Below are 22,144 nucleotides of genomic sequence, written 5' to 3' on the forward strand. Positions count from 1 at the left end.
TTTTGTTTAGTTTTTCTTCTTAAACAAGCCATTGATTAAGTCACTGGCTTTTTTAGTAACCTCTTGAGTTTTTTGCTCTTTTTCGGTAGCGGCAGCTTTAGTGGTATCTTTAGCTTTAGTGTTTTTATTGATAAAATCGTTAAGAGCCGAAGTTCCTTTTTGAGTCAGTTTGTCTCTTTGCAGATTCGCAACCTGCGTAGCCAGACTGGTCACAGCACTTTTCATATCCGTTGATACTTTTGGATGCGAAAAATTACCTGTAAGCACAGCATTTATTGGAATGTTTTGCAGTTTTGCAGCATCTGCAGGAGACATTTTAGCAAGGAAGGCATTGGCTTCATTTCCTAAGTATTTTGCCGGAACATCTAATTTTAAATTATAGTTCATCGTTTGATCGAAACCATGAGTTCCGCCAATTGTAATTTTAATGTCCTGATATTTGATGTCAAATGGTTTTACGCTCACTTTTCCGTTATCAAATGTTAGAGCCGCTTTAATATCATTCAGGTTTATTTTATTAGGATCAATAAATTTCAGGTTAGAAGTTAAGGCATTGATAACGGTTGAGTTTTTAGAATTTACAGTAGTTGAAAGCAGCTGTCCCAAAAGATCTCCCGAGATTGATTTTAGATCCGGAGTCAACTCTTTATCGTCTAAGTTTCCGTTTAATTTTATAGTCGAATTTAATTTTCCATTGATAATTCCTGCCAAAGGAGCAATTTTTTTCATCATGTCTAATTGCGTAAAAGTCTGCGCAATATCCACCTGATTGAAACCTAAATTCATGTCAAAAGTTGGCACTTTTGTTTTGGTAGAAACAGCTCCGTTAAGACCAATTGTTCCTCCAAAAATAGAGGTTTTAAAGTTTTCTAAGGTAGCTTTTTCGTCCTTAACGATTAATCGTCCCGAAACGTCTTTTAGTTTCAGATTGTCGTATAAAACGGTAGTGGCTTTAGCATTTAAAGTACAATTTAAAAACGCCGGAATTTTCATCGCTTCAGTAGGTTTTGCAGCTGCTTTTTCTGTAGCAGGAGTTCCTGAAGTCATAAAATCATTCACTGCCAGCTGATTTGAACTCATATTAAAGTTTCCTCTTAGTTCTTGTTTTTTGAACATGAAACCATAGAAATTTTCCAGCACTCCGTTAATGCTTAAATCACTTTTTCCGGTTGTGGCGTCAAATTTTTTCAGGTTGATGGTACTCGGATTGAACTCGACCAATGCCGTACTGATGTTCATCGATTTATTGTTTTCGTCCGTATATTTAAATCCGGACAAACTCATGGTTCCGGCATTTTTGATATTCTGGTATTGACTTTTTTCAACAGAAGCCATATCAAATTGTGTAGTCACATCAGCTTTTAAAACACCGGCAAGAGGTTTGTCCATTTTAATTGGATAAGCTTTAGAAAGATTCGCCAGATTGATGGTTCCTTTCAAGGCCGCGTTCACGATAGGGTTTTGCGTGATGTTTTTGATATTAGCTTTGGCGTTAAAAACATCCTGATCGATTCGGAAGGAAAGTTTATCCAAATTAACATAAGTATCGTTCAGGATTCCCGTTTCGTTGATGATTTTCGTGTCAATTACAATATTCTGAACCGATTTTGGAAGGTTTGGATATTGAAACGAAGCATTGTTAGAAACAATTGCCACATTAAATTTAGGAACAGTAGTTTCGGTTAATTCACCTTTAGCAAAACCGGCTACAGTAAAATCTCCGGTTGTTTTTACACCGTCCAGACTTGAAGCGTAAGCAGAAGGAATCAGTCCTAAGAAATTCGTAAAGGATGAAGTGGGAGTCTTAAACTTCAGATCATAAATTTGTCCGGCATCCACCATCTGAATAAACCCGTCAAATTCTAAAGGCAATTGATTGATTAAAGCTTTATTCTCCTTAAAAGTATATTTGCTTTTTTCAAGGTCAATTCCCAATACAGCGTCTAAAGTTAGTTTTACATTTTTCATGTAATTGATCTTATCCATATCCAATGAAACATTAGCAACAGATTTTGTTGTTAAATCTAATTTTGAATTGGTAAAATCGCCCGTTCCTTCATGGTTCAAACTGTCTATGACCATTTTTATTTTAGATCCCTGATCGATGTATCTGAAAGTGAAATTTTCGATTTTATAATTTTGAATTTTCAGTGAAAGCGGTTTGCTTTTGTCGTCTTTCACGTCCTTTTCTTTGTCTTTTAGTGCAATGTCAAAATTACCAACACCGTCTTTGTTGAAAATAATATTCACCAGACCATTGGTAGAGCTGATTCCCTGTATGTTTAAAGGTTCTTCTTTTCCCTTGAAAAGTTCCTTAATACTCATTTTTAAATTCAGCTCGCCTAATGAAACCAAAGTATCTCCTTCAAATGGAGCTTTATTGATGATCACCAGTTTTTCGATTCCCACAGTGGCATTTGGAAAGTTTTTAAACAAACTTAGATCGGCATCTGTAAAACTTACCTTCGCATCAACACTTTTGTTGATCGCTTCTGAGATTTTAGCTTTTATTTGATCTTTAAAGAAATACGGAATGGCAAATAAGGCCGCTACAAGGACTACAAGAACTATAGCTGTTATTTTTAAAATTTTCTTTACCATATAAATAAATTTGAGGGGTTAAATTGCTAACTGATTGTTGCAAAAATAGTTTTTTTTGATGGAGTTCATAAATAAAGTTTTTGTTAAACCTAAGAATATACTTCTGTTTGTTCCAAATAAAAATCCGCCTGAATATAAGTTCAAACGGATTTTTAGAGTTTTTATGATTGCCGATTATTTTTTAATGAAAGAAATAATCTTATTGACCATGATTTCTGAGAGGGGCAGATTCTCATTTTTATAACTTTCCAGATTGGCCTGATGATCTCCGTCGATGATTTTCATGACGTGATTCATTTTATCAACGATCAGGAGTTCGGCATTTTTATTGGCCTTCGATAAGAGTTCAGCATCTTTTACGGTCACTTGTAAATCCTGATTTCCCTGAACGATCAAAATAGGAACATTTAGTTTTTTGATTTCGTTTTGCGGATTGTATTTGAACCAGGAAATTAAATAAGGCTGAATGCTTGGTCTGAAAAGAGCATTAAGCATTGGGTCTACTTTCTTTACCGTGAATCCGCTTTTCAGACTATCAATAATCGGGAAGGTTAATTCCTCTACTTGTTTGTTTGATTTAGAAGCAATTTGCGATTTGATCAATTGGTCGGCAGATTCTCCTGCACCTGCAATTGAGATAAACTTATTGGCTTTGGCTCCGGCAATCATTCCAATCAGAGAACCTTCGCTGTGACCAATTACAACTACTTCAGAGAAGCGTCTGTCTTGTTTTAACAGATTGATCCAGCTTTTGGCATCTTCGGTGTAATTCTCAAATACAAGAGTTTGTTCGGAGATAGCAGCCGGTTTACTTTCTGCAATTCCTCTTTTGTCGTATCGTAATGATGCAATTCCGTTTTTTGCCAGTGCTTCCGCCAGCATTTTCAGAGAATTGTTTTTCATCATCGGATTATTGCCGTTACGATCCGTAGGCCCCGAACCTGAAATGAGTAAAGCTACCGGGTATCTTTTTTCTAAATTCGGAGTGGTCAACGTACCAAAAAGCTGATCGATGTTAATTTTTAAAACAATAGGAGTTTCTGTAAAAGCAACTTCAGTTTTATTCTGAGCATTCACAAAACTCAGCAACAGAATAGCAGCGAGGACAAATAAATTCTTCATTTTTAAAAGGAAACTATTTAATGTTTATTCCAAATGGAAGCATGGCCTGAACTCCTTTTTGTTTTTGAAGTCTTTTAACCTGCTCAATAAGCATATAATTTTCTTCGCCAATTTCTTCCTTGATAAATGCTTCTTTTGATTGCGCAAATGGCAGATTGGAAAGAAGGTCATTGAATGTTTTCTGGTATTCAGGATAGTTTTGTGTGCTGTACGTTTTGATTTTTGCAATTTTTGCAGCTTCAGCAATAGCGTCATTCAAACCTCCAATCTGATCTACTAATCCAATTTTTAAAGCTTCGCTTCCTGACCAGACTCTTCCTTGTGCGATCGAATCCACCTGTGCAAAAGTCATTTTTCGGCCTTCCGCAACATGTGTTACAAAGGTTTTGTAAATATGCTCAACTCCTTCTAAAGTAAAGGCTTTAAATTTTTCGTCAACAGGTACAAACGGACTGTAATTTGCAGAGTTTTCATGTGTTTTTACCTGCTCTGTGTTGATTCCTAATTTGTGGGCTAAGGGAGTGAAGTTAGGCAGTACTCCAAAAACACCTATAGAACCTGTAATCGTATTGCTTTCTGCAAAAATTTTGTTGGCGTTGCAGGCAATGTAGTAACCGCCCGATGCGGCATAATTCCCCATAGAAACCACAACCGGTTTTACTTTTTTGGTTATCTCGATTTCTCTCCAGATCAGGTCAGAAGTCAAAGCACTTCCTCCCGGACTGTCTATTCTTAGCACGATTGCTTTTACGTCTTCATTTTTGCGTGCCTCCTGTAAAGAACGTCGCATAGAACCTTCACCAATTACGGTAACATCTCCTTCGCCGCCTTGTATTTCACCCTGTGCATAAATAATAGCAATTTGGTCAGTAGCAGTATTGGTCAGGGCAGTTGTAATGTTGTTTTGAGTATAATCTAAAATCGAAATTTTATTGTAATCGTCATCACCCGTTACTTTTAGCGCTTTTTTGATCGCGTTATGGTACACATCTTCATAGGCAATAACATCTATCAGATTTTGTGCTTTTGCCATTTCCGGAGTTCTGGCCAGTAATCCATTGGCGATTTCATTTAGTTTCGGTAGCGGAATATTTCTGCTTTTTGAAATATCAGTCGTAACCGTAGTCCAGATGGAGTTTAAAAGAGCAGTAACCTGTTCTCTGTTGGCATCACTCATTTTATTTTCCAGAAAAGGTTCAACAGCACTTTTGTATTTTCCGTGACGAATCACTTCCATGTGAATGCCCGATTTTTCCTGAAAATCTTTGAAGAACATCACCTCAGACGAAAGACCTTTGAAATCTAAATCTCCGGCAGGATTCAAATAAATAGTATTGGCTACAGAATTCAGATAATATTCTTTTTGCGAGTACGTATTGGCATATGCCCATACAAACTTTCCTGATTTTTTGAAACTTTCAAGTGCATTTCTCAAATCTTTGTATTGTGCCAGACCTAAAGAAGACTCATCATTTAAAATAGAGATTCCTTTAATGTTATCATCGGTTTTCGCCGCTTCAATAGCATTGATTACATCTGTTAAGCCGATGCCTTTTTTATCCGAAAAAACAGTTACCCACGGGTCTTTGTATTTTCCGGCATAATCGTTTTGAATTTGTTTTAAATTTAATTCAATAACAGAATCACTTTTCACGGAAACAGCATCGTCTCCTCCAAAAATTGCTCCAATAAGAATGACCCCAAAAAAGAAGAGGATAATAAATACAAAAATACCAATAACAGTGGCAATTACATTTCCTAAAAACTTCATAAGTATATTTTTTTAATAAGTATCTAAAAAGGTTGGTTTGTTACAAAAGTAATCTAAAAACAAATTAATTCGAATATCAGATCGGATGAAATGGTTGTAGCCTCTGCATTTTTAGTGCATTAAACTAAAGATAAGATATTTTGTAAGATAAATATAGTTTGAGTCCGGAATAATTTATATTTGAGGAAACCAAATACTTAAATATGAAAGATAAAGTAATTCTGTGGAGTTTTTTTCTCTTTGGCTTTTATGCCGGGGCTCAAAAAATCCAAACTAAAAAAGTGGTAGTCGATAAATTGACAAAGCTTCCTCTGGAAAAAGTAAATATTTACAATCAAAAGGACAATTCACTAACGAATGAGGAAGGTGTTTTTTCTTTTATTTCCGATCAGGATGAATTGAATTTTAGTTTGATTGGATATGAAAATCTGAAACTCAGCTTTGCCGAAATAAACAAACAGGATACGATCTTTTTGCAAAGTAAAACCATTGAACTTGATGAAGTAGTAGTGGGAGAAGAAATGGCTATAATGAAAAAAGTATATGCCAAAATGAAAGAGAATTACATATTCGAACCTTACAATGAAAACTTCTTCTTGCGATGTGTCTTGAAACGAAATGATGAATTAGAAAGATTACAGGATATTTATGGTAAAGTATCGAGAAAAAGCATCTTTAAAACCAAAACACAACCTGACAATAAATGTGAAGTTGAGATTTTGAATATGAGGAAAGTTGGGATAAAAGATAAGGCTGATTTTGTGTATTTCGAATTTCAGAGTTTCGAAAAATTATTTGATATAAATGCTATGATCTCTATCAAAACGGAAGATTTCGAACTTACTAAGGAAAAAAATGTAGCAGGTGATTTTTTTAAAATTAGTTTTATCAAAAAGTCAGAAAATACAATTGAACAAAAAACCAGTGGCTATTTTATAATTAATAAGAATGACTATGCTATTGTAGAAACCTATTTTGATCTTTATGATAATGGAGAAAAAGTACCATTTCAAAAAAAGGACAAAGTAGAATATCGAACCACGAGTTTTAAAACCACTTCAAATTATAAGAAGAGTGCCAGCACCAATAAATATTATTTGAATAACGCAAAATCGGATGTTAGGGTAGAATTACTTGTAAGTGAAAAAAATATAAAAGCTTTTTATGATTACAGTACCAATTTTTTTGTAACCAATAGTTTTATTGCTGAAAAAGCAAAGTCGAATTTGTCGATGGATAAGGATATTTTTAAAGTGAAATTTCCTTACTCAGAACAATTTTGGAAAAGCCAGAACCAACTACCTTTAACAAGCAATTTAAGTGCATTTTTGAAGAGGGTTTCAGAAAACAAAGAGAACAAGAAAGAGTTTGAAATAGTTGGAAACTTCTAAGTCTTGAATCAAATAATGTAGTTAATTCTAAAATAGTTTTAGTTAATTTGCATTAATTATGAAGTCACAGCATCAAATCGTTTTATCAATAGGCAGCAATCAGGGAAACAGGTTAACAAACATCGAAACGTGTATCGATTTGATACATAAAGAAGTGGGGACTGTAATCAGGGTTTCAAAACTGTATGAAACTCCTGCCTGGGGGTTTGAAAGTGATGCTTTTTATAATTGCGCATTGGTTTTGCATACCTATTTATCGGCGCAAAAAGTATTAAGTCAGGTTCTAAAAGTAGAAAAAAAATTAGGCCGAATCAGATCTGAGCAACAAGGGTATCAGTCCCGAATTATCGACATTGATCTGATTACTTACGATGATGAAACTATCGAGTCCGAAAAATTGCAGATTCCACATCCGTTAATGCAAAACAGAAAGTTTGTTTTGCTTCCTATGCAGGATTTAGGTTTAGACTGGGAACATCCTGTTTTTCAAAAATCCATTACAGAATTAATTGCAATCTCGCCTGACGATAGTGTTTGTGAAGTAGTTCAGGAATTGAAAAATCCGATACGCGAAATTGCATTGGAGAACTTCAACTACATTGCTTTCGAAGGAAATATCGGGGCAGGGAAAACCACTTTGGTGCAAAAAATAGCGGAGGATTTTAATGCAAAAATGGTTTTAGAACGTTTTGCTGACAATCCTTTTTTGCCAAAATTTTACAAAGATCAGAACAGGTATGCTTTTCCGTTGGAAATGTCTTTTCTGGCAGACCGTTATCAGCAGTTATCAGATGATCTGGCACAATTTGATTTGTTTAAAGATTTTATTGTAGCCGATTATCATATCTTTAAATCCTTGATTTTTGCTAAAATTACCCTTGCCGAAGACGAGTATCGATTGTATCGAAATTTGTTTGATATTATCTATAAAGAAATGCCAAAACCTGATTTGTATGTTTATTTGTATCAGAATTCTGAAAGGCTGCTGCAAAACATCAAAAAACGCGGACGCAACTATGAGCAGAATATTGAGGCGGGTTATCTTGATAAAATTAATAATGGCTATTTAGAATATATTAAATCCCAAACTGATTTAAACGTGCTGATTATTGATGTTTCCGATCGTGATTTCGTGAAAAACCATAAAGATTACCTTTTTATCTTGGACGAAATCCAGAAGAAGATTTTTAATTAGATAATTAGATAATTAGACAATTATCACATTATCTAATTATCAAATTGCCACATTGCCTATTTTGGCCAGTTTAATTTCTGAAATAAATCCCAAACCACAATTCCGGCGCTTACCGCAATATTTAAAGAGTGTTTGGTGCCTAATTGCGGGATTTCAATACAGCCGTCGCAAAGAGCAACTGCTTCCTGAGCAACTCCGTAAACCTCATTGCCAAAAACCAATGCATACTTCTGATTTTTCTCCGTTTTAAAATCCTGAAGGAAAATAGAACTTTCAACTTGTTCGATGGCAAGCGTCAGGATATTTTCTTTTTTAAGATTTTCGATTACTTCCAATATATTTTCGTGATGTTCCCAGGCCACAGTCTCAGTAGCGCCAAGAGCCGTTTTGTGGATTTCTTTATTGGGTGGAGTGGCGGTAATACCGCACAGGATTATTTTTTCAATTAAAAAAGCATCAGCGGTCCTGAACACAGATCCAATATTGTGCAGACTGCGGATATCATCTAAGACTAAAATTAAAGGAGTTTTGTCTGATTTTTTAAAATCCTCTATCGATTTACGGTCCAGTTCGCTATTTTCAAGTTTTCTCATAGGTTTATTCAGGTCATAAAAAAAGCTTCCAAAGTTAAGGAAGCTTTTTGAATTATTCTATTTTACTTTTCAGATTAGCTTTTTACCGGATCTGGTAAAACAGTACCTTTAATAGTAAGCACTTTTGTTGGTTGTCCTTCAGCATTAGAAGTTACAGTTACAGTTTTTGTAAAAGCACCAACTCTGTCAGTAGCATATTTTACACCAATAATACCTTTAGCACCAGGAGCGATTGGCTCTTTTGGAGTTGTTGGTACTGTACAACCGCAAGATCCGGTTGTGTTTGTGATGATAAGAGGTTTAGTTCCATTGTTTACAAAAACAAACTCACGTTTCCCATCTGCATTATGAGCAATAGTTCCATAATCAATGGTTTCTGTTTCGAAAGCCATTCCTGCACCTTCAACTTTGGCAATTTTACCTTTTTTAGTGCTTTGAGCATTAGAAGCTGTAATTCCAACTACAGCTAACATAGCGATTAAAATTATTTTTTTCATCTTTTTTAGAGTCTTTTTTAATTAACACAAATCTATGTAAAATTCTTATATCTCAACTTAAAAAAAGCTTAAAATATTTTAATTTTTGCACCACCTAGATATTCCTCCAAAATGTCATAAATTCGCTGTCTTAATTTTTTCATTTAAAATACAATAATTTGGCAGCGAAAGAGAAAGTGGTTAAAGAGACACCTTTAATGAAACAATACAATGAAATCAAGAGAAAATATCCTGATGCCTGTTTGCTTTTTAGAGTAGGAGACTTTTATGAAACCTTTGGAGAAGATGCTATTAGAGCCTCAAAAATTCTGGGAATAACATTAACCAAAAGAGGCGCCGGTTCTGATACAGAAACTGCTTTGGCCGGTTTTCCGCATCACTCTGTCAATACCTATTTGCCAAAATTAGTCAAAGCCGGACTTCGTGTGGCTATCTGTGATCAGCTAGAGGACCCAAAAATGACTAAAACGATTGTGAAACGCGGGGTAACTGAATTAGTAACTCCCGGAGTTTCTTTAAACGATGAAGTTTTACAATCCAAATCAAATAACTTTTTAGCATCGGTTTATTTTGCTAACAAAAATATCGGAGTTTCCTTTCTGGATGTTTCTACAGGAGAGTTTTTAACGGCTCAGGGAAATGCAGAGTACATCGACAAATTGCTGCAAAACTTCAATCCGAGTGAGGTTTTGGTTCCGAAACAAAATAAAAGTGACTTTAAGGATGCTTTTGGAGATGATTTTCATAGCTTTTATTTAGAAGACTGGATTTATAAGGAAGATTATGCTTTGGAAACGCTGACGAAACATTTTCAGACGGTTTCCTTAAAAGGTTTTGGAGTAGAAGAGTTAAAAGAAGGAATTATTGCTTCCGGAGCAATTTTGTATTACCTGTCGGAAACGCAGCATAATCGTGTGCAGCACATCACGGCGATTCAGCGTATTGCCGAAGATGCTTATGTCTGGATGGATCGTTTTACCATCAGGAATTTGGAATTGTACCACAGCTACAATCCAAATGCGGTAACCCTTTTGGATGTGATTGACAGAACGCTTTCGCCAATGGGAGGACGTTTGTTGAAGCGTTGGCTGGCTTTGCCTTTGAAAGACAGTGCCAGGATAAAAAGTCGTCATGATGTAGTTTCTTATTTAAAAAACAATTCGGAAGTTTTACAAAGTATTCAGTATCAGATCAAGCAAATTTCAGATTTAGAACGTTTGATTTCTAAAATAGCAACGGGAAAAGTTTCGCCACGTGAGATTGTATATCTGAAAGAATCGTTGGATGCAATTATTCCAATTAAAACCCTGGCACTTGAAAGTCCGCAGGAAGCGGTGAAGGTGATCGGAGACAGTCTGCATGCCTGTGATTTGTTAAGAGAAAAAATTAAAAATACTTTAAATCAGGATGCGCCTGTTGCGGTGGCTAAAGGAAATGCTATTGCAAAAGGAATCAGTGAGGAATTGGACGATTTGCGTGCTATTTCTACTTCCGGAAAAGAATATCTGGAGGGAATTGAAAAAAGAGAATCGGAGCGTACCGGAATCTCTTCGCTTAAGATCTCGTTTAATAATGTTTTTGGTTACTATATTGAAGTTAGAAACACGCACAAAGATAAAGTTCCTGAAGAGTGGATTCGCAAGCAGACATTGGTTAATGCAGAGCGATATATTACTGAGGAATTAAAAGAATATGAAACTAAAATTCTGGGAGCAGAAGAGAAGATTTACAAGATAGAAACAGAGCTTTTTGAGCAATTGGTGATCTGGATTGGAACTTATATCAAGCCGGTACAGATGAATGCTAATTTGGTGGCGCAGCTGGACTGTTTGTGTTCGTTTACACAATTGGCTATAGAAAATCAATATGTGTGTCCCGAAATTGATGAAACGTTTGAGTTAGAGATCAAAAACGGACGTCATCCTGTTATTGAAAAGCAATTGCCGGTTGGAACGCCTTATATTGCTAATGATGTTTATTTAGACAGAGAGACGCAGCAGTTGATTATGATTACCGGTCCTAACATGTCGGGTAAGTCTGCTATTTTGAGACAAACGGCTTTAATTGTATTGTTGGCTCAAATGGGAAGTTTTGTTCCTGCTGATAGTGTGAGAATGGGGATTGTAGATAAGATTTTTACCAGAGTAGGTGCTTCGGATAATATTTCGATGGGAGAGTCTACTTTTATGGTAGAGATGAATGAGACCGCTTCTATTTTGAATAATATCTCAGATCGCAGTTTGGTGCTTCTGGATGAAATTGGAAGAGGAACCAGCACATATGACGGGATTTCGATTGCCTGGGCGATTGCCGAATTTTTACACGAACACCCGGGAAGACCTAAAACCTTGTTTGCAACGCATTATCATGAATTGAATGAAATGACAGAATCGTTGCCAAGAATTCAGAATTATAATGTTGCGGTAAAAGAGTTAAAAGACAATGTGCTTTTCATTCGTAAACTGGTAAAAGGAGGAAGTGCTCATAGTTTTGGAATTCATGTAGCAAAAATGGCCGGAATGCCTCAGATTGTAATTTTGAAGGCGCAAAAGATGTTGAAAAAACTGGAGAAAAACCACTCAAGTGAAGCGTTAAATGGTGTGAAGTCTGAGAATGATGAAATGCAGATGAGCTTCTTTAATTTAGATGATCCTTTGCTGGAAGAGATAAAAGAAGAAATTCTGGGGCTTGATATTAATGCGATCACACCAGTTGAAGCGTTGATGAAACTTAATGAGATTAAAAGAATGTTGGTACGAAAATAAATTTCATATTTAAAGTTTAGGTTATCAGAAAGTTATAAAATAAGTGGATTTTTTTTTCGAAAAACGCTTGTGTAATTGAATAAATGTCCTAAATTTGCACTCGCAATACAGAACAAATCAAGTGTTGCAGTTCTTAATTAGAATTTGAAATGCGAAAATAGCTCAGTTGGTAGAGCGCGACCTTGCCAAGGTCGAGGTCGCGGGTTCGAGCCCCGTTTTTCGCTCTATATCATCTAATGCTCGGATGGTGAAATTGGTAGACACGCTGGACTTAAAATCCAGTGAACAGCAATGTTCGTGCGGGTTCAAGTCCCGCTCTGAGTACTAAAGCCTCTTCTTTTGAAGAGGCTTTTTTTATGGTGTAAATCCAGGAGTTCTAAAATAAATCTGCGAAGCAGATTTGTTTTAGAGAATCTAAGAATCTAAGAATCTAAGAATCTAAGATCAAAAATCAACAATCTAAAATCAACAATCTAAAATCTAAAATAATAATATGGGTGCCTTTGTAATTAGTAAGCGTTTTAATGATGAATATAAATTCGTATTTACTTCGAGAAAGGGCAAGGTGATATTTACGAGTCTTAGTTATGAATTGAGGTTTGAGTGCGAAGAGGATATCGAGAAGTTTAAGGTAAATATAGAGATGGCTCGGTTTTTAAAATTTAAAGGGGCTGGGGGAAGGTATTTTTTTAAATTGATGTTGGGAGAGCTTCATTTCGCTACAAGTCGAAAATATACGACGGAATTGCTTTTGCAGAAAGGAATCAAGGAAATTGTGACTTATGCTTCGAGAGCTGAGATTTTGGATTTTTCCTCAAGTGAATCTATTTTTGAAGATGAAGTTGTGGGTGAGGAAGTAGAAGTAGAGGATTAGGAAATAAAAGAGTGTCTTTTGTTTTCTGTGAGTTTTGGTAATTGTATGAGAGCCTGGTGAGTTTTGAAGACTTATCAGTTTTTTTTTTTTTTTTTTTTTTTTTTTTTTTTTTTTTTTTTTTTTTTTTTTTTTTTTTTTTTTTATAACGTGTGTTATGGTTAGGGAAGGTGTTGTGGTTTTGTTGGGTATAGGGCATAAAAAAAGCTATCTACAGAGAGATAGCTTTTTATTTTTTTGAGTAATTTAGAATTACTTTTTAGCAGGAGCAGCAGCTTCTTCAACTTTTGCAGCAGCAGAGTCAACTTTTGCAGCAGCAGAATCAACAGTTGCAGCAGCAGAATCAACTACAGCAGCAGCAGAATCAACAGCAACAGCAGTAGAATCTACAGCTTCAGTAGCTGCAGCGTCAGCTTTTTTACAAGATACAACAGTTAAAACAGCAACAACAGCTAAACTTAAAAATACTTTTTTCATCTTACTTTATTATAAAAGGTTAATTATTAATTCGTGGCAAAGATATAAATTTTTTAATATGTAAAATATTTTTTTATTTTTTTTTTAAAATATTTTCATTGCTCACGATTATCTTATTTATCAAATAATGTGCCAAATTAATAAAAATATGTTAAATTACGGTATGTTTTGTCTAAATTATTTTTTATTGAAGATTCAATAAGAGAATTGGGGGTTTTTATCCTCTTGGTTGCAGTTTGTTTTATCTTTTTTAGAATATTAGGTGGTGCTGAAAAAAAACAAAAGAGCTTAAATGAGCCCTTTTGTGAGTAATGTTGTTTCTGAATCACGTACGATTCGTATAAAAAGGTTACGCGACGATATTCATGATGCTGTTTGTAGCTCCTTTATTGTTCTGAATATACGATTTGCAAATTTGACTCTTTTCTTCTAAAAACGCTTTGTCCTGAAGCAAACGATCAAGATTTTGCTTTAATTCCTGATTGTTCGAGATTACAAGGCATCCCTTGAGGGCTACCAGTTCAATTGCTTCGGCGAAATTCGAGTAGTTGGGACCAATTACAATTGGAATTCCAAAAGTAGCCGGTTCTAATATATTGTGGATTCCGGGATTTCCAAATCCGCCGCCAACATAAGCAATTGTCCCGTAACTGTAAATTTTAGTCAGCAATCCAATAGTATCTATAATAAAGACATTGTAATTAGATAAGTCGGCATTTTCTTTTTCGGAGAATAATATTGTTGATTTAGTAATTTGCGCTTTCAGGCTTGCGATCTGATCACTCTTAATGTTGTGAGGTGCAATGATGAATTTTACATCTTCGGATGCCTGGTTGATGTATTCTGCTACTAATGCTTCATCTTTAGGCCAAGAGCTGCCTATAATGATGGTTGGGGTATTGTTTTTGAATTTTTCGATAAAATCCAAAGTATTGTCTCTTTCTAAAATAGCATTTACACGATCAAAACGAGTGTCTCCTGAAACAATCACATTGTCAAAGCCGATACTCTTTATTTTTTCTTTTGAATTTTCGTTTTGAACAAAAAAGTAAGTGAATGCTTTTAATGCTTTTCTGTAAAAACCGCCGTACCATTTAAAAAACATCTGATTGTCTCTGAAAATTCCGGAAATTAAATAGGTCGGTATTTGACTTTTCTCTAATTCATTTAAGTAATTCAGCCAAAATTCATATTTTATGAAAAATGCCAACTCAGGGTGAGCTAGCTTTAAGAATTTCTTGGCATTGCTTTTAGTGTCCAATGGAAGGTACAGCGTAACAGCTGCAACAGTATTGTTTTTGCGTACTTCATAACCTGAAGGAGAGAAAAAAGTAACGATGATTTTGTGGGAAGGATATTTTTCTTTGATTTTTTCGATTACTGGCAGGCCTTGTTCGTATTCGCCAAGCGAGGCCGAATGAAACCAGATGGTTTTATCTGAAGGCCTTATCTTTTCTTCAAGAATCGTGAAAACATTTTTACGACCTTCGACAAAAAGCTTAATTTTCGGACTAAAAAGTGCTACAATTTTCAGAAAAAAGCCAGCAATAGAAATAACTAAATTATAGAGAAAAAGCATCTGTTTGTTTTTGTGGCTAAATTACGGTTCTTTCGATTATTTTCATTGGTTTGAAGGTATTAAATAACTATTTTTGTTCCTCCTTTTAGAGACGCTGAATGAAATGCAAGTCTTTAATTTTAAAATATATTGAAAATGAAAAAAATTCAAATGGTTGACCTAAAAAGTCAATACGAAAAAATAAAAACTACAGTTGATGCCTCTATTCAGGAGGTTTTGGATACCAATACTTACATAAACGGTCCTTTAGTACACCAGTTTCAAAAAAATCTGGAAGATTATCTGGGGGCAAAACATGTGATTCCATGTGCAAACGGAACCGATGCTTTGCAAATTGCCATGATGGGATTGGATTTGAAACCGGGCGATGAGGTAATTACTGCCGATTTTACTTTTGCAGCTACGGTTGAGGTAATTGCTTTGTTACAATTAACGCCGGTTTTAGTGGATGTTGATGTCGTAAATATGAACATCGATATTGAAGCGCTAAAAAAAGCGATTACACCAAAAACAAAAGCAATTGTTCCGGTACATTTATTTGGACGTGCAGCAAATATGGATGCTATTATGGAAATTGCTGCCGAACATAATTTATATGTAATTGAAGACAATGCACAGGCAATTGGAGCAGATTATATTTCTAAATCAGGAGCAAAAAGCAAAGTAGGGGTAATTGGTCATGTAGCGGCAACTTCATTTTTTCCGTCTAAAAACTTAGGCTGTTATGGAGATGGAGGAGCAATTTTTACCAACGACGATAAATTAGCGCATATCATTCGCGGGATCGTAAATCACGGAATGTATGAGCGTTACCACCATGATGTTGTAGGAGTGAATTCACGTTTGGATAGTATTCAGGCCGGAGTTCTAAATGCAAAATTGCCATTATTGGATGAGTACAATGCAGCACGTCGTTTAGCGGCAACAAAATACAATGCAGCTTTTGCCGGAAATACACATATTATTACGCCGGAATTTGATGCAAGTCAAAATGATCATGTTTTTCATCAATATGTATTGAGAATTATTGATGCAGATCGTAATGCTTTGATGCAGCATTTATTGGATAAAGGAATTCCGTGTGCGATTTATTACCCGATTCCGTTGCATTCACAAAAAGCTTATGCTGATTCTCGTTACAAAGAAGAGCAGTTTCCAGTGACCAACCAATTGGTAAAAGAAGTAATTGCTTTGCCAATGCATACAGAACTGGATGATGAGCAAATCAAATTTATAACCGATTCTGTTTTGGAATTTTTGAATAAATAATAAAGATTAAACCAAATAAACAACAGCACAAAATAACCGCAAAATGAAAGTATTAGTAACAGGAGGATTAGGATTTATTGGTTCTCACACCGTTGTAGAATTGCAAAATGAAGGTTTTGAAGTAGTCATTATTGATAACCTTTCGAATTCTACAGAAGACGTTTTAAAAGGGATTACGACCATTACAGGAAAAACACCTTTGTTCGAAAAATTGGATTTAAGAGAAAAAGCGTCGGTGCGGGAGTTTTTTAAAAAGCATAACGATGTTACCGGAGTAATTCATTTTGCAGCTTCAAAGGCAGTTGGTGAAAGTGTTGAAAATCCATTGTTGTATTACGAAAACAACATTGCTTCATTAGTGTATTTATTGCAGGAATTGCAGCAAAAACCTGAAGCGAGTTTTATTTTTAGCTCGTCTTGTACCGTTTATGGTCAGGCTGAAAAAATGCCAATTACTGAAGATGCTCCGGTACAGGTGGCGATTTCGCCTTACGGAAACACGAAACAGATAGGTGAAGAAATTATTACTGATACAGCTAAAGTAACCAATATCAGTGCAATTTTATTGCGTTATTTTAACCCGGTTGGAGCTCATGCAACGACTGAGATTGGCGAATTACCAATTGGTGTTCCTCAAAATTTAGTACCTTTCATTACACAAACTGGCGTAGGATTGCGTCAGGAATTATCGGTTTTTGGAGATGATTATCCAACTCCTGATGGTACAGCAGTTCGTGATTATATTCACGTAGTAGATTTGGCAAAAGCGCACGTAATTGCCTTACAACGTTTGTTGGCTAAAAAGAATTTACAAAAAGTTGAAACTTTCAATCTAGGAACCGGAAAAGGAAGCTCGGTTTTAGAAGTAATTCACAGTTTCGAAAAAGTAAGCGATAAAAAATTACCTTATAAGATTATGCCACGTCGTGAAGGTGATATTACAGAAGCTTACGCAAATACAGATAAAGCAAATAATGTTTTAGGCTGGAAAGCCCAATTAAGTTTAGACGAAGCCATGGCAAGTGCCTGGAAATGGGAACAGAAAGTTCGTTCTTAATTTTTTTCAGACGAAAATAAAAACATAAGAAAAATCCCAAATAAACTAAAAATTATTTGGGATTTTTATTTATTGGTTTACTTTATTTTGTAAATTTGTAAGAATAAAATGTAGGAATTATGAAAAAGAAAAATGAAAAACCCAGAGTTAGTAAGGTGGAAGAGCCTGCTGTAGAATATGAAGTTCAAAAATCTAACTTTAAAGGAATAGACCGAAAAACTTTTGATTTTGATACCGAGTTTGCAAAAGGATTAACGCCGGAAGAATTTAAAGCCGAAATTTTTAAAAGAATAGAGGCTTATTCGTGGAAAAAATAATATTTGAAAAAGAAGTTCTTAATTCCTTTGAAGATTTAGTTTTTGCACTTTTTAAAGAGGAGTATTTTGGTTATCTGGAGTCCTCTCAGAATTATGTAGGCAAAATAGTTGATTTTGTTATTTCAGGTATTTCAAGTTTTCCACATAAGAAAACACCAAAATCACTTCATTATTTAGGTTCGTACTATGTTTTTTATAAAGCCAATGGCAGGACAACCTGGTATATCTTCTTTGATAAAAAAGATCAAAATTATTTGATTACAGGAATTATAAATAATTATTGTGCAGAAGCAAAAGAGCTGTAAAAACAAATCCTTTTGAAAAGTAAGCGATAAAAATCCCAAATGATCTATTTAGATTATTTGGGATTTTTATTTTTGGCTTAATTTATTTTTATAAATTTGTAAGAATAAATTGTAGGAATTATGAAAAAGAAAAAAGAAGAAGCTAGAGCTAGCAAGGTGGAAGAGCCTGCTGTAGAATATGAAGTTCAAAAATCTAACTTTAAAGGAATCGATCGGGAAACTTTTGATTTTGATGCCGAGTTTGCAAAAGGATTAACGCTGGAAGAAGCAAAAGCAGAATCAATCAGAAGGATTAGAGAATGGTGGGGAAAATAGAAGTTGTTTTTACACTCTCGGTGATTGTGTATCTTGATGATTTAGTTATGACATTGTATAAAAATGAATACTTTGGTTTTATAGCATCTGCAGAACAATATGTTTCTAATATTTATCGAGCAGTTCCCGAAAGAATAAAAAATTGTTCCCATAAGAAAGCTTCAAAATCACTTCAATATTTAGGTTCAAACTATGTTTTTTACAAACCGAATGTCAGGACAACCTGGTATATCTTCTTTGATGAAAAAGATCAAAATTACCTCATTGCAAGAATTATAAATAATTATTGTGCAGAAGCAAAAGGGTTATAAAAAAAAAATCCTCATAAACAATCTTGTTCATGAGGATTTTTTTTTATGTAGTGAGTAACTGAAAACTGTTACTGAGACTGAATACTAATTATGCATTCGCAGTAACCGCTTCTTTGTCAATTTTGTTGATCAAACCTGCTAACACTTTACCCGGACCCACTTCAGTGAATAAAGTAGCGCCGTCAGCGATCATTTGCTGAACAGATTGTGTCCATTTTACCGGAGCAGTCAATTGTATGATTAAGTTCTTTTTGATTTCGTTTGCATCCGAAACAGCATTTGCGGTTACGTTTTGGTAAACCGGACAAACAGGAGTTGAGAATGTAGTGGCTTCAATTGCAGCAGCTAATTCCTCTCTTGCTGGTTCCATCATCGGAGAGTGGAATGCTCCTCCAACAGGTAAAATTAAAGCACGTTTTGCACCGGCAGCTTTCATAGCTTCACAAGCTTTTTCAACAGCCGAAGTTTCTCCTGAAATTACCAATTGTCCAGGACAGTTGTAATTTGCCGCAACAACTATTCCGTCAATAGAAGCGCAAACTTCTTCTACAGTATTATCAGCTAAACCTAAAACCGCAGCCATTGTTGATGGGGTGATTTCACAAGCTTTTTGCATAGCTAAAGCACGTTGAGAAACTAATTTAAGACCGTCTTCAAAAGACAAAGTTCCGTTGGCAACCAAGGCTGAAAATTCTCCTAAAGAATGTCCTGCAACCATTTCTGGTTTAAAATCGTCTCCTAAAGTTTTAGCTAAAATAACAGAGTGTAAAAATACTGCAGGCTGTGTAACTTTAGTTTCTTTTAGTTCTTCGGCAGTACCTTCGAACATGATATCTGTAATTCTAAAACCTAAAATTTCATTAGCTTTTTCGAATAATTCTTTGGCTAAAGCCGATGTTTCATATAAGTCCTTGCCCATTCCTGTAAATTGTGCGCCCTGACCCGGAAATACGTATGCTTTCATTTGTCTAATTTAAAGATTGAATTTTTTTGAATTGAAAATTAGTTTCAATTGAAAGGCAAAAGTAGCATTTTTTTACTTCGTATAATCCTTAAACATGTAAATCCATGCTAATCTCGAAAATCGAAGATTGAAAGAAGTGAGTAGGGTAATGACGACAGCGATAATTGGAATAATCCTTAAATCGAAATTCTTTTCGAAGAAAAATTGTGCAATACAGTATGTTGCAATTCCCTGAGCGACTGTTAATCCGTAGTTTACATACATAGCACCAAAGAAATAACCAGGCTCTTTTTGAAACTTATAATTACAGTGACTGCAAAATTCGTTCATCTTTGGAAGGCCAAAAGTGAAAAAAATATTTTTATCTGTAAAAACCTTTCCTTTATGACAAATAGGACATTCGTTGCTTAAAATATGAGTTAATGCACTTGACATGATCTTGTTGTTTTTTATTTATACAAAGGTAATTCAGAACAGGATTAAAGTCTTTTTTATATCTTCGCTACTTATAGCACAATAAAGACATTTATTGTAAAATCGCCTGCCTTAAACGAATTTGTAAACGAAAAAGAGGATTGGGCAATCGCATATGTGACCAATAAAAAATAAATTCTACAGATATGAAAAAATACCCGGTTTACAGTGTTCAGAATTTTAGCTGTAATGATATTCATCGTGATTTTTATGTCAATACCTTCAAAGAGCATTTAAAAAGTCACAGTTTTGTAGAAGAACCACACCGGCATGATTCGTATTTGATGGTGTTTTTTACGAAAGGTTCGGGACAGCACGAAATTGATTTTGATCAGTTTGAAATTAAAAAGGGAAGCCTGTTTGTGCTACAGCCGGGACAAATGCATCATTGGAGCTTATCCGAAGATATTGAGGGTTTTGTGATTATTTTTTCACAGGAGTTGTATAATTTATATTTCGGACAGAAGAATATTAACGAATATAATTTTTACCATTCGATTCACAATCGGCCGGAAATGGTTTTTGAAGAAAAAGGAATCACTAAAATCCGACCTTATTTTGATTTATTAATTCAGGAAAGTATTCAGGAGGGGCGATATCAACTGGATAAAATGTTGAATTTGCTGGATTGTATTCATATTGAAATAGCCCGCAAATACAACGAAACCTATTCACATCAGGCGCATTCGTATAATATTAAAATTGACAAGTTCGAAATGCTTTTGGAGCACTATTTCAAACAAGAAAAATTACCGTCTTTTTATGCCGAAAAGTTAAGTATTACTTTAAAACATTTGAACCGCATCTGCAATGAAATTTTGCAAAAAACGGCCACAGAAGTGATTACGGATCGTGTGATTTTGGAGATAAAAAGAATGTTGATTGACAAGCATTTAGCGGTTAACGAAGTAGCGTTTAAAGTAGGCTACGAAGATTATTCGTATTTCTCCAGATTCTTTAAAAAACAAACGGGATTATCGCCAACGGAATTTAGGAATAAGAAGTAAAAAAGAGTTGGGCTTCGGCTTCGCTCAGCCCGGCACTTGAGCTTTAAAGTTATCAAATGTCCGGCTGAGTGAAGTCGAAGCCCTTTTAGCCACCAATTAAATTTAATTTAAAATCGGATTACGCTTGTTTTGCAAACTGTAATTCAATGTTTAATTTTACTTCTTCTCCAACCAGAACACCACCGGTTTCAAGAGCTGAGTTCCAGTTTAGACCCCAATCTTTACGGTTTATTTTTCCTTCGATATTTAATCCGACTTTTGTATTTCCCCACGGATCAGTCATAGTTCCACTAAATTCTACCGGAAAAGTTACTGATTTTGAGATACCTTTGATGTTTAGATCTCCGGTTAATTCATAGCTCCCTTCATTTATTTTTTTGAAAGAAGAACCTTTGAAAGTTAGTTTTGGATGATTCTCAGCATCAAAGAAATCGCCACTTCTTAAGTGATTGTCTCTGTCTGTATTTGCAGTGTCAATAGAAGTAATGTCTCCTGAAAATTCGATTGCAGCATTCTCGAAATTGTCTCCGTCTGTATTGATTGTTGCATCGTAAGTACCAAATTTACCTGAAACATTTGTAAACATCATATGTTTAACTTTAAAACCAATTTCTGAATGTGTTGGGTCTATTGACCATTTTGTAGTTGCCATAATTTTATCTTTTAAATAATTAATTTCATTTTGATAGGACAAAGTTACGGTGGTAGTGAGCGTAAGGGACTTAACCTAGATTAAGAAATAAAAAATGCGATGACTTTTGGAGTATCGCATCTTTTATTGTTGCTCTGAGAGTCCCCCGGTTAGAGGGAAGAGTCTTAGTTTTTTGCTACGCATTAAATGATTTTCATGGATTAATATATTTCAATTCAGAAAAAATTTCTTTCATCTGTGGCAAGAAAATTAGCTTTTGTCATTCATGTAAAAGCTTAATGCTCCTGACGGGCATTTGTGAATGGTTGAAATAATTTTTTCTGTTGTAGAGCGTTCAGGAATGATCCATGGTTTTTCTTTTGGGTGAAAAACATCGGGATTGTTTTTTACACAATTGGCAGAATGAATGCATTTCCGGGACTGCCATACAATGGTTACTTCTCCATTGCTATATTCTTTCGTAAGGTCATTTGGATTCATGATTGAAAATTTTTGCGGTTAATTTTAGTTTTAAATTCAGACCAATTTTCTATTAATAAATTTAATACTTCTTTTTGGTTTTTTTGTGCTTTGAGAAAAAAAAAGAAACGATAACGTACTGTGATTCAGTA

At 34.9% G+C, this 22,144-nt stretch carries 22 protein-coding genes and 2 tRNA genes; 13 read left to right on the plus strand and 11 right to left on the minus strand.

Annotated elements, in window-relative coordinates; all coding sequences use genetic code 11:
• Positions 1-6: 6 nt before the first annotated feature.
• The 3 genes from JO950_RS03410 to sppA form a co-directional block, all read right to left on the minus strand.
• Complete coding sequence (locus JO950_RS03410) at positions 7-2,601, minus strand: AsmA family protein (protein WP_202701220.1); 2,595 nt, start codon at positions 2,599-2,601, stop codon at positions 7-9.
• 174 nt (positions 2,602-2,775) lie between these two features.
• Positions 2,776-3,723, minus strand: coding sequence for an alpha/beta hydrolase (locus JO950_RS03415; protein ID WP_202701221.1), 948 nt, complete (start codon positions 3,721-3,723; stop codon positions 2,776-2,778).
• 13 nt (positions 3,724-3,736) lie between these two features.
• Complete coding sequence (gene sppA, locus JO950_RS03420; RefSeq protein ID WP_202701222.1) at positions 3,737-5,494, minus strand: signal peptide peptidase SppA; 1,758 nt, start codon at positions 5,492-5,494, stop codon at positions 3,737-3,739.
• 203 nt (positions 5,495-5,697) lie between these two features.
• Here sppA and JO950_RS03425 point away from each other — a divergent pair, with 203 nt between their 5' ends.
• Together JO950_RS03425 and folK are read left to right on the plus strand one after the other, a co-directional pair.
• Entirely contained in the window at positions 5,698-6,885 is a 1,188-nt protein-coding gene (locus tag JO950_RS03425; RefSeq protein WP_202701223.1) for a carboxypeptidase-like regulatory domain-containing protein, read from the plus strand.
• 58 nt (positions 6,886-6,943) lie between these two features.
• Positions 6,944-8,080: a 2-amino-4-hydroxy-6-hydroxymethyldihydropteridine diphosphokinase gene (gene folK, locus JO950_RS03430; RefSeq protein ID WP_202701224.1), complete on the plus strand. Its 1,137-nt coding sequence runs from the start codon at positions 6,944-6,946 to the stop codon at positions 8,078-8,080.
• 56 nt (positions 8,081-8,136) lie between these two features.
• Here folK and JO950_RS03435 read toward each other — a convergent pair whose 3' ends face one another.
• Positions 8,137-8,673: an RNA methyltransferase gene (locus JO950_RS03435; RefSeq protein WP_202701226.1), complete on the minus strand. Its 537-nt coding sequence runs from the start codon at positions 8,671-8,673 to the stop codon at positions 8,137-8,139.
• Between the two features lie 74 nt (positions 8,674-8,747).
• Positions 8,748-9,170, minus strand: a complete 423-nt coding sequence (locus JO950_RS03440; protein WP_202701227.1) for a DUF1573 domain-containing protein — start codon at positions 9,168-9,170, stop codon at positions 8,748-8,750.
• Positions 9,171-9,328: 158 nt separating this feature from the next.
• Here JO950_RS03440 and mutS point away from each other — a divergent pair, with 158 nt between their 5' ends.
• The 4 genes from mutS to JO950_RS03460 all read left to right on the plus strand — a co-directional run bounded on the left by mutS (position 9,329) and on the right by JO950_RS03460 (position 12,809).
• Positions 9,329-11,935, plus strand: a complete 2,607-nt coding sequence (gene mutS / locus JO950_RS03445; protein ID WP_202701228.1) for a DNA mismatch repair protein MutS — start codon at positions 9,329-9,331, stop codon at positions 11,933-11,935.
• 151 nt (positions 11,936-12,086) lie between these two features.
• Positions 12,087-12,159, plus strand: a tRNA-Gly gene (locus JO950_RS03450).
• 14 nt (positions 12,160-12,173) lie between these two features.
• Positions 12,174-12,259, plus strand: a tRNA-Leu gene (locus tag JO950_RS03455).
• 169 nt (positions 12,260-12,428) lie between these two features.
• Positions 12,429-12,809 carry a DUF1508 domain-containing protein gene (locus JO950_RS03460; protein ID WP_070908668.1) on the plus strand — a complete coding sequence of 127 codons (381 nt, stop codon included), beginning with the start codon at positions 12,429-12,431 and terminating at the stop codon, positions 12,807-12,809.
• A 249-nt stretch (positions 12,810-13,058) separates the two neighbouring features.
• Here the strand turns inward: JO950_RS03460 and JO950_RS03465 are convergent, their stop codons facing one another.
• Both JO950_RS03465 and JO950_RS03470 read right to left on the minus strand, forming a co-directional pair.
• Positions 13,059-13,283 (minus strand): hypothetical protein, encoded by a 225-nt coding sequence (locus JO950_RS03465; RefSeq protein WP_017497763.1) that lies wholly within the window; start codon positions 13,281-13,283, stop codon positions 13,059-13,061.
• Positions 13,284-13,632: 349 nt separating this feature from the next.
• Entirely contained in the window at positions 13,633-14,862 is a 1,230-nt protein-coding gene (locus JO950_RS03470; protein ID WP_202701229.1) for a 3-deoxy-D-manno-octulosonic acid transferase, read from the minus strand.
• 135 nt (positions 14,863-14,997) lie between these two features.
• On the opposite strand from JO950_RS03470, the gene JO950_RS03475 reads away from it, so the two are divergent.
• The 6 genes from JO950_RS03475 to JO950_RS03500 all read left to right on the plus strand — a co-directional run bounded on the left by JO950_RS03475 (position 14,998) and on the right by JO950_RS03500 (position 18,436).
• Positions 14,998-16,131 carry a DegT/DnrJ/EryC1/StrS aminotransferase family protein gene (locus JO950_RS03475; protein WP_202701230.1) on the plus strand — a complete coding sequence of 378 codons (1,134 nt, stop codon included), beginning with the start codon at positions 14,998-15,000 and terminating at the stop codon, positions 16,129-16,131.
• Positions 16,132-16,174: 43 nt separating this feature from the next.
• Positions 16,175-17,188, plus strand: a complete 1,014-nt coding sequence (galE, locus tag JO950_RS03480) for a UDP-glucose 4-epimerase GalE (protein WP_202701238.1) — start codon at positions 16,175-16,177, stop codon at positions 17,186-17,188.
• Between the two features lie 119 nt (positions 17,189-17,307).
• Entirely contained in the window at positions 17,308-17,505 is a 198-nt protein-coding gene (locus JO950_RS03485; protein WP_202701240.1) for a hypothetical protein, read from the plus strand.
• On the plus strand, positions 17,493-17,810 hold the full coding sequence (locus tag JO950_RS03490) for a hypothetical protein (protein WP_202701241.1): 318 nt from the start codon (positions 17,493-17,495) through the stop codon (positions 17,808-17,810). The genes JO950_RS03485 and JO950_RS03490 overlap by 13 nt, the downstream gene beginning before the upstream one ends.
• Before the next feature lie 120 nt (positions 17,811-17,930).
• Entirely contained in the window at positions 17,931-18,125 is a 195-nt protein-coding gene (locus tag JO950_RS03495; protein WP_202701242.1) for a hypothetical protein, read from the plus strand.
• Positions 18,110-18,436 (plus strand): hypothetical protein, encoded by a 327-nt coding sequence (locus JO950_RS03500; RefSeq protein WP_202701243.1) that lies wholly within the window; start codon positions 18,110-18,112, stop codon positions 18,434-18,436. The genes JO950_RS03495 and JO950_RS03500 overlap by 16 nt, the downstream gene beginning before the upstream one ends.
• 88 nt (positions 18,437-18,524) lie before the next feature.
• Here JO950_RS03500 and fabD read toward each other — a convergent pair whose 3' ends face one another.
• Together fabD and JO950_RS03510 are read right to left on the minus strand one after the other, a co-directional pair.
• Complete coding sequence (fabD, locus tag JO950_RS03505) at positions 18,525-19,400, minus strand: ACP S-malonyltransferase (protein WP_202701244.1); 876 nt, start codon at positions 19,398-19,400, stop codon at positions 18,525-18,527.
• A 72-nt stretch (positions 19,401-19,472) separates the two neighbouring features.
• Entirely contained in the window at positions 19,473-19,835 is a 363-nt protein-coding gene (locus JO950_RS03510; RefSeq protein WP_017497770.1) for a hypothetical protein, read from the minus strand.
• Positions 19,836-20,020: 185 nt separating this feature from the next.
• On the opposite strand from JO950_RS03510, the gene JO950_RS03515 reads away from it, so the two are divergent.
• On the plus strand, positions 20,021-20,881 hold the full coding sequence (locus tag JO950_RS03515; protein WP_202701245.1) for a helix-turn-helix domain-containing protein: 861 nt from the start codon (positions 20,021-20,023) through the stop codon (positions 20,879-20,881).
• 118 nt (positions 20,882-20,999) lie between these two features.
• On the opposite strand, the gene JO950_RS03520 is transcribed toward JO950_RS03515, so the two are convergent.
• Together JO950_RS03520 and JO950_RS03525 are read right to left on the minus strand one after the other, a co-directional pair.
• On the minus strand, positions 21,000-21,533 hold the full coding sequence (locus JO950_RS03520; RefSeq protein WP_202701246.1) for a YceI family protein: 534 nt from the start codon (positions 21,531-21,533) through the stop codon (positions 21,000-21,002).
• Positions 21,534-21,782: 249 nt separating this feature from the next.
• Positions 21,783-22,013 (minus strand): (4Fe-4S)-binding protein, encoded by a 231-nt coding sequence (locus JO950_RS03525; RefSeq protein ID WP_202701247.1) that lies wholly within the window; start codon positions 22,011-22,013, stop codon positions 21,783-21,785.
• Positions 22,014-22,144: the final 131 nt, after the last annotated feature.

It is taken from the genome of Flavobacterium sp. UGB4466, from assembly GCF_903469665.1.
Taxonomy (GTDB): Bacteria; Bacteroidota; Bacteroidia; order Flavobacteriales; family Flavobacteriaceae; genus Flavobacterium; species Flavobacterium lipolyticum.